Origin of the sequence: Neptuniibacter sp., from assembly GCF_024231755.1 — a bacterium.
Lineage (GTDB): Bacteria > Pseudomonadota > Gammaproteobacteria > Pseudomonadales > Balneatricaceae > Neptuniibacter.
On the sequence record NZ_JAAEQH010000176.1, the window covers coordinates 1 to 500 of the forward strand.

Below are 500 nucleotides of genomic sequence, written 5' to 3' on the forward strand. Positions count from 1 at the left end.
CTCTAGCTCTGCTAAAGGCGCATCATGGAACCAGTCGTACTTTCACCAGAAATCAGTCAGATATTTGCGCAGCAAAAACGGCTGATTGACTCTTGCGCTTGCGCGCGCATTTTCCAAATCCCACGAAATCAGCCATAACTATAAAACTTGGTTTCGGGTTCGCTTTTGGGTCCCAATTCAGCATCGTTTGCAGTTTCTTCGAATTCATCTTCTGTCGCCGTTGGTAATGAGAGCAGCGTCGGGTTGAACTGAGCATAAAACATGACCGTATGCATAACCTAAAAGCATCATCATTGTCATATATTAGTTGTTTGCTTGTGGCAAAAAGTGTGCATCCATGTTGCAAACATATCCAACAGGCAATGCGCCAGAAAGAATATAATTACCCCCATGTGTATAAACCTACACACCTCAGACCGGTAAAACGCATTCCAATCCTCATTGGTTGCGAGGCCCAGCTCGATGACCATCTCTGTCAGCGCGTCGTAATCCATGGATGC

1 protein-coding gene is annotated in these 500 nt (G+C 45.6%); it reads right to left on the bottom strand.

What is annotated here, in order from left to right; translation table 11 throughout:
• Window positions 1-296 precede the first annotated feature (296 nt).
• The coding region (locus tag GY843_RS09465) for a hypothetical protein (protein WP_297308930.1) at window positions 297-500 on the bottom strand (204 nt) is incomplete at its 5' end.